Source organism: Streptomyces sp. NPDC096136 (assembly GCF_044763325.1).
GTDB lineage: Bacteria > Actinomycetota > Actinomycetes > Streptomycetales > Streptomycetaceae > Streptomyces.
Genome location: NZ_JBIWFZ010000021.1, coordinates 141285 through 148552, shown reverse-complemented (window position 1 = coordinate 148552; position 7268 = coordinate 141285). Strand labels below are relative to the sequence as shown.

The window sequence follows — 7268 nt, the reverse complement described above, 5'->3', positions numbered from 1 at the left end:
GCCCGGTTACATTCCGAACCCGGAAGCTAAGCCTTTCAGCGCCGATGGTACTGCAGGGGGGACCCTGTGGGAGAGTAGGACGCCGCCGAACAATCTTTCAAAGGACCCTTGGTCCTCAGCGTTCACGCTGAGGACCAAGGGTCCTTTTTGTTTTGCACCTCTTTACGCCGAAGCGCGGCCATGGGCTGGTTGCGCGAGAATGACTAGCGGTACCCCGAAGACAGGAGTCACACCCATGTCCAACTCTCCCGACGATCGTCCGGAGCGCGAGCCTCGTCGCAACGACGGCGGTGACAGGGGCGGCTACCGCGGGGGCCGTGACGACCGTGGCGGTGACCGTGGCGGCTTCCGCCGCGACGACCGCGGTGGTCGCCCCGCCGGTGGCGGCTTCCGCCGTGACGACCGTGGCGGACGTCCGGCCGGCGGTGGCTTCCGCGGCCGCGACGACCGTGGCGGCGACCGTCCGTCGTACCCGCGTCGCGATGACGACCGCGGTGGTTTCCGCGGCGGCCGCGACGACCGCGGCGGCGACCGTCCCTCGTACGGCCGTCGTGACGACGACCGTGGCGGCCGTCCCTCCTCCCCGCGTCGCGACGACGAGCGCGGCGGCTTCCGCGGCGGCGACCGCCCGGCCTTCCGCCGTGACGACCGTGGCGGCGACCGCCCCTTCTCCCCCCGCCGTGACGACGACCGTGGTGGTTTCCGCGGCGGTCGTGACGACCGTGGTGGCGACCGTCCGTCCTACCCGCGCCGTGACGACCGGGGCGGGGACCGTCCCTCGTACCCGCGCCGCGATGACGACCGTGGTGGTTTCCGCGGCGGTCGCGATGACCGTGGTGGCGACCGTCCGTCGTACCCGCGTCGTGACGACCGGGGCGAGCGTCCGTCCTACCCCCGTCGTGACGACGACCGTGGTGGTTTCCGCGGCGGTCGTGACGACCGTGGTGGCGACCGTCCCTCCTACCCGCGCCGTGACGACCGGGGCGGGGACCGTCCCTCGTACCCGCGCCGCGATGACGACCGTGGTGGTTTCCGCGGCGGCCGCGATGACCGTGGTGGCGACCGTCCCTCCTACCCGCGTCGTGACGACCGGGGCGAGCGTCCGTCCTACCCCCGCCGTGACGACGACCGTGGTGGTTTCCGCGGCGGTCGTGACGACCGTGGTGGCGACCGTCCGTCGTACCCGCGTCGTGACGACCGGGGCGAGCGTCCGTCCTACCCCCGTCGTGACGACGACCGTGGTGGTTTCCGCGGCGGTCGTGACGACCGTGGTGGCGACCGTCCCTCCTACCCGCGCCGCGACGACCGGGGCGGCGACCGTCCGTTCTCCCCGCGCCGCGACGACGACCGTGGCGGCCGTCCGTCCTACCCGCGCCGCGATGACGACCGTGGTGGTTTCCGCGGCGGCCGCGACGACCGCGGCGGCGACCGTCCCTCCTACGGGCGTCGTGACGACCGGGGCGGCGACCGTCCCTCCTTCCGTCGTGACGACCGGGGCGACCGTCCGTCCTACCCGCGTCGCGACGACCGCGGCGGCGAGCGCGGTGGCTACCGTGGTGGCCGCGATGACCGCGGTGGTTTCCGCGGTGGCCGCGACGACCGCGGCGGCCGCGAGTTCCGCGTCGACCGCGACCGCGATCCGGTCAAGCGGCTTCCGATCGACGAGGACGTCACCGGCAACGAGATCGACGCCGATGTGCGCCAGGAGCTCCTGAGCCTGCCCAAGGGCCTGGCCGAGGAGGTCTCGCGCAACCTCGTCATGGTCGCCCGGCTGATCGACGAGGACCCCGAGCAGGCGTACGCGTACGCCCGCATCGCCCTGCGCCTGGCCTCCCGCGTCGCCGCCGTCCGCGAGGCCGCCGGCTTCGCCGCGTACGCCACGCAGAAGTACAGCGAGGCGCTCGCCGAGTTCCGCGCCGCCAAGCGGATGACCGGTTCCGTCGAGCTGTGGCCCGTCATGGCCGACTGCGAGCGCGGCCTCGGCCGCCCCGAGCGGGCGCTGGCGATGGCCGGCGAGCCCGAGGTGCAGAAGCTGGACAAGGCCGGCCAGGTCGAGATGCGTCTCGTCGCCGCCGGTGCCCGCCGGGACATGGGCGAGCTCGACGCCGCCATCGTGACCCTGCAGAGCCCCGAGCTGGCCTCCAACTCCGTGCAGCCGTGGACCGCGCGCCTGCGGTACGCCTACGCCGACGCCCTGCTGGCCGCCGGCCGCGAGGACGAGGCGCGCGAGTGGTTCGCCAAGACCCTCGAGGCCGACAAGGACGGGGCGACGGACGCCTCCGACCGCCTGGCCGAGATCGACGGGGTGGAGTTCGTGGACGCCGCCGCGATCGAGGACGACGCGGAGCCCGTGGACCTCGGTGACGAGGACGACGAGGACGAGGACGCGGCCGAGGTGGCCGCCGCCGAGCGTGCCGCCGACCAGACCGAGTACTACGACGAGGACGACGAGGAGTACGAGCCCGTCGACACCTCCGAGGCGGACGCCGACGTGGACCTCACCGACGAGATCGTGGTCGACGAGGACGACGAGCGCGAGGCGCGCGACAAGGCCTGACACGGCCTGACGTAGAAGGGCGGCACCCCCCCCCGGGGGGGTGCCGCCCTTCTACGTGTGCGGGGCCGGTCAGTCCAGGCTGCGCAGGACCAGGCCCGTGGCCGGCTTCGGGCCGAAGGAGGTGGACTTGCGGGGCATCGTCACGCCCTGGCGGGCCAGGTCCCGGACGACCTCCTCGCGGACCGGGTGCAGCAGCACCGCCGTGCCGCCGTGGCGTTCGGCCATGGCGACCGTCGCGGCCGCGTCGTGGATGTACGCGATGTGGTCCGGGGCGTCCGGGATCCGCCACAGGGTGTCCAGCAGGGACGCGTGCAGCACGGTCGCGTCCAGTCGGCGCCAGGCCTCGGGGCGGTCGCGCCGGACGGTGCGCTCGATCAGGGCCGGATCCGGGTCGGTGACCAGGTGGAAGGTGCCGTCGCCGGTCAGGAGGAAGGCGTTGCCGCGCTCCGAGGCGTCCGCGAGGGCCTCCAGGGCCAGCGGGAGCGGGCCGTCGACCGGGCGGACCCGGAAGGATCCCTCGACCGCGGCCAGGGCCTCGGTGAGGGGCAGCCGGCGCAGCATGCGGTGGATGGCGCGCACCTGGAGCGGATAGCGGGCGGTGTCCACGAGGAGGACCAGGCCGAAGTCCCAGGGGGTCGGCGAGCCGTGCTCCTCCTGGAGGCGCAGGTACGTCGCCCAGCGGTGGTGGCCGTCGGCGATCAGCGCCTGGCGGTGGGCCAGGTCGGCGGTGACCACGGCCAGCTCGGCGGGGTCGGTGACGGCCCACAGGCTGTGGCGGAACCCGTCCTCGGTGACCGTGGACAGCAGCGGCTCGCGGGCGGCGGTGGCCTCGACGACCGCGTCCGCCCCGGCGCCCGGGCCGTCGCCCCGGTAGGTGAGGAGCAGGGGTTCCAGATTGGCCGAAGTCGCGCGCATCAGGCCCGCCCGGTCGGTGACCACGTCCGGCATCACGTCCTCGTGGGGCAGGACGACGCCCGCCTCGGCGGTGGACAGGGCCAGGGCGCCGATGACGCCGCGCTGGAGGACGCCCGACTTGCGCTGCTCGTAGACGTAGAGCGCGGGCCGCGGGTCCGTGCTGAGGACGCCCTGGGCGAGCCAGTCGTTCAGGGTGCGTGCGGCCTGCTCGTTGCGTGCGGCAGGGGTGCCGGCCTGCGGCAGGATGAGTCGGACGATGTTGTGCGGGTCGGCGGACTCGAGGTGGTCGACTCCGTCGGGACGTACGACCACGTCGTACGGCGGTGAGGTCACCGCCGCAAGGCTGCGGACGCGCTCCGGGTCGTAGCGCAGTCCGTGGAAGGGGATCAGGCGCAGCCCGTGCTCCGCGTTGCCAGGTGTGGTCATTGGTGCATGGTAAGACCCGTCTCGCGATACGGGATGGCCGGGGGAGTGACGGGGTAGTGCAAACTCGGACAAGATCGATCGTGCGCGGTGGAGCGTCACCGCGGTCCCCAGCGTTTTGAGAACGGTTATTGAGGAGCGGCCAGATGACCCGGCAGAGCAGGACCAGTCCCGCGGGCAGTGAGCGGAGTCTGCACCAGGCGTACGACACGGCCCTGCTGGACCTGGACGGGGTGGTGTACGCGGGCGGCCGCGCCATCGCGCACGCGGCGGAGTCCCTCGCCGCGGCCCGGGCCGGCGGCATGCACCTGGCGTACGTCACCAACAACGCGCTGCGGACGCCGGAGGCGGTCGCGGAGCACCTGGGCGAGCTGGGGATCCCGACCGAGGCGGGCGAGGTGATCACCTCGGCGCAGGCGGTGGCCCGGCTGATCGCGGAGCAGGTGGAGCCGGGGTCGAAGGTACTGGTCATCGGCGGGGAGGGGCTGCGGGTCGCGCTGCGCGAGCGCGGGCTCGTGCCCGTGGAGTCCGCCGACGAGGAGGGGCTCGCGGCCGTGGTCCAGGGCTACGGCGGACCCGACCTGGCGTGGGGGCGGTTCGCGGAGGCCGCGTACGCGATCAACCGCGGGGTGCCCTGGTACGCGTCGAACACCGACCTGACGATCCCCGGGGCGCGCGGGATCGGGCCCGGCAACGGGGCGGCCGTGGAGGTCGTGCGGATCGCCACGGGTGCGGATCCGCAGGTGGCGGGCAAGCCGCTGCCGCCGATGCACCGGGAGACGGTGCTGCGGACCGGGGCCGAGCGGCCGCTGGTGGTCGGGGACCGGCTGGACACCGACATCGAGGGCGCGTTCAACGGGGACGTGGACTCGCTGCTGGTGCTGACCGGGGTCACGGACGCGCAGCAGCTGCTGCGGGCCGAGCCCCGGCACCGGCCGACGTACGTGGACCGGGACCTGCGCGGGCTGCTGACCGGGCAGCCGGAGGTGGCGGAGAGCCAGGGGGCCTGGCGGTGCGGGGGCTGGAGCGCGGCGCACGCGGGCACGCGCTTGGAGCTGACCCGGGCCGGGGAGGGGGAGGCGGATCCGGTCGACGGGCTGCGGGCGCTGTGCGCGGCGGCCTGGTCGGCGGCCGGCGAGGGGTCCTACGTCCACGACGTGGAGAAGGCGCTGGCCGCGCTGGGGTGGTGAGCCGCGGTCCACTACGCCGTTCGGGGGATTTTTCAAGGCAGAGGGTAGGCTAACCTAACCTTCGTGTTGGCTGAGAGTCCCCCCGAAACCGCGCCGAGCGCGCCGCCGCCCGCCGTGGCCCGTCCCCGCCACGGCAGGCGAGCCGCCGGTCTGCTGATCGCCCTCGCCGTGCTGGCCCTGGTCGCGGTGGCGAGCATCGCCGTCGGCGCCAAGGCGATGCCGCTGGACGACGTCTGGCACGGGCTGTTCCACTACGGGGGCACCACCAACGACGTGGTCGTACGGGACCTGCGGGTCCCGCGCACCCTCCTGGGGGTGATGGTCGGGCTCGGCCTCGGCCTGTCCGGCGCGGTGATGCAGGCCCTGACCCGCAACCCGCTGGCCGAGCCCGGCATCCTCGGCGTCAACGCCGGAGCGGCGGCCGCCGTCGTCTCCGCCATCAGCTTCTTCGGGGCGAGCACGCTGACCGAGTTCGTCTGGTGGGCCTTCCTCGGCGCGGCGGTCGTCTCGGTCCTCGTCTACGTGCTCGGCGGCAGCCGCAGCGCCACCCCGGTGCGCCTCGCGCTCGCCGGTACGGCGGCCAGCGCGGCCCTCGTCGGCTACATCAACGCCGTCCAGCTGCTCGACAGCCAGGCCCTGGGCAAGCTCCGGTTCTGGACCGTGGGTTCGCTGGCCTCGGCCAACATGGACACCGTCCGCCAGGTGGCCCCGTTCCTGCTGGCCGGCACCCTGCTGGCGCTGGCCCTGGGACGGCCGCTCAACGCGATGGCCATGGGCGACGACACCGCCCGGGCGCTGGGCGCGCACCTGACGCGGACCCGGATCGGGGCGATGGCCGCCATCACCCTGCTGTGCGGGGCGGCGACCGCCGCCTGCGGTCCGATCGTCTTCGTCGGGCTGATGATCCCGCACCTCGCACGCCTGTTCACCGGCCCCGACATGCGCTGGGTGCTGGCGTACTCGGCCGTCCTGTCGCCCGTGCTGCTGCTGGGCGCCGACGTGGTCGGACGGGTCGTCACCCGGCCCGGTGAGCTCCAGGTCGGCATCGTGACCGCGCTCGTCGGCGGCCCCGTCTTCATCCACCTCGTCCGGCGCAAGAGGATGGCCCAGCTGTGACCGACCTCCGCATCCGAGGGGCCGCCCGGCCCCGCACCCTGCGCGGCCCCGGCGGGACCTCGCTGCGCGTCGAGCCGCGCGCGCTGGTCACCGGGCTGCTGCTGACCGCCGCGACGGCGGTGCTGGCCGTCGTCCTCATCGGCACCGGCGACTTCGAGATCGCGCCCGGCGACGTCGTGCAGACCCTGCTGGGCAACGGCACCCCCGCCGACGACTTCATCGTCAACGACCTGCGGCTGCCGCGGGTGCTGGTCGCGATCCTGGTCGGCGCGGCCCTCGGGATGTCCGGGGCGGTCTTCCAGTCCGTCTCGCGCAACCCGCTCGGCTCGCCCGACATGCTCGGCTTCGGATACGGCTCGGCGGTCGGCGCGCTCGTCGTCATCACCGTGTTCAAGGGCGGGGCCACGGAGGTCGCGCTGGGCGCGGTCGTCGGCGGTGTGCTGGCGGGGGCCGCCGTGTACCTCCTCGCGTACAAGAAGGGGATCCACGGCTACCGGCTGGTGCTGGTCGGCATCGGCGCCTCGGCCGTGCTCGTCGCCGTCATCCAGTACCTGATCGCCGAGGCGCAGCTCCTCGAGGCGACCCGGGCGATGGTCTGGCTGACCGGTTCGCTGGCCGGGCGGGACTGGGCGCAGGTGTGGCCGCTGCTGATCGCCTGCGCGGTGCTGTTCCCGCTGGTCCTCGGGCAGAGCCGGGCCCTGCGGGTGATCGAGATGGGGGACGACGCCGCGTACGCCCTGGGCGTGCCCGTGGAGCGGACCCGCATGCTGCTGATGCTGGCGGCGGTCCTGCTGACCACGGCCGCCGCCGCGGCGGCCGGGCCGATCAGCTTCGTCGCGCTGGCCGCGCCCCAGCTGGCCCGCCGGCTGACCCGCTCGCCCGGGTCGAACCTGCTGACCGGCGCGCTGATGGGCACCGTCCTGCTGCTGGCCTCCGACCTGGCCTCGCAGCGGGCCTTCGGCGCGGACCAGCTGCCGGTCGGTGTGGTCACCGGCCTGGTCGGCGGCGTCTACCTGCTCTGGCTGCTCGTCACGGAGCGCAGGGCGGGACGGATATGACGGACACGG

General features: G+C 74.0%; 5 protein-coding genes, 1 rRNA gene and 1 pseudogene. 6 read left to right on the top strand and 1 reads right to left on the bottom strand.

The genetic code is table 11. The annotated features are described in order from the left end of the window. The 3 genes and pseudogenes from rrf to ACIRBY_RS31765 all read left to right on the top strand — a co-directional run. Nucleotides 1-91: ribosomal RNA gene (gene rrf / locus ACIRBY_RS31775) — 5S ribosomal RNA — on the top strand; the annotation flags it as partial. 162 nt (nucleotides 92-253) lie between these two features. Continuing rightward, a pseudogene (locus tag ACIRBY_RS31770) lies at nucleotides 254-1459 on the top strand (hypothetical protein); the annotation flags it as partial. Between the two features lie 237 nt (nucleotides 1460-1696). Then, complete coding sequence (locus ACIRBY_RS31765; protein WP_403907179.1) at nucleotides 1697-2557, top strand: hypothetical protein; 861 nt, start codon at nucleotides 1697-1699, stop codon at nucleotides 2555-2557. A gap of 69 nt (nucleotides 2558-2626) precedes the next feature. Here the strand turns inward: ACIRBY_RS31765 and ACIRBY_RS31760 are convergent, their stop codons facing one another. Next, nucleotides 2627-3898, bottom strand: coding sequence for a DUF1015 family protein (locus ACIRBY_RS31760; RefSeq protein WP_403907148.1), 1272 nt, complete (start codon nucleotides 3896-3898; stop codon nucleotides 2627-2629). A gap of 143 nt (nucleotides 3899-4041) precedes the next feature. Between ACIRBY_RS31760 and ACIRBY_RS31755 the strand changes: the two genes are divergently transcribed. From ACIRBY_RS31755 to ACIRBY_RS31745, 3 genes are all read left to right on the top strand, one after another. Beyond that, entirely contained in the window at nucleotides 4042-5085 is a 1044-nt protein-coding gene (locus ACIRBY_RS31755; RefSeq protein ID WP_403907145.1) for an HAD-IIA family hydrolase, read from the top strand. A 156-nt stretch (nucleotides 5086-5241) separates the two neighbouring features. Further along, a complete protein-coding gene (locus tag ACIRBY_RS31750; RefSeq protein WP_403907177.1) occupies nucleotides 5242-6201 on the top strand; it encodes a FecCD family ABC transporter permease in 960 nt (319 codons plus the stop codon). Continuing rightward, entirely contained in the window at nucleotides 6198-7259 is a 1062-nt protein-coding gene (locus ACIRBY_RS31745) for a FecCD family ABC transporter permease (protein WP_403907142.1), read from the top strand. Before ACIRBY_RS31750 ends, ACIRBY_RS31745 begins: the two co-directional genes overlap by 4 nt. The last annotated feature ends 9 nt before the right edge of the window (nucleotides 7260-7268 follow it).

What these genes read in the sequence shown, in the direction of transcription:
- ACIRBY_RS31760 (WP_403907148.1), bottom strand. Translation starts at nt 3,898, where the DNA reads ATGACCACACCTGGCAACGCGGAGCACGGGCTGCGCCTGATCCCCTTC.
- ACIRBY_RS31755 (WP_403907145.1), top strand. Translation starts at nt 4,042, where the DNA reads ATGACCCGGCAGAGCAGGACCAGTCCCGCGGGCAGTGAGCGGAGTCTG.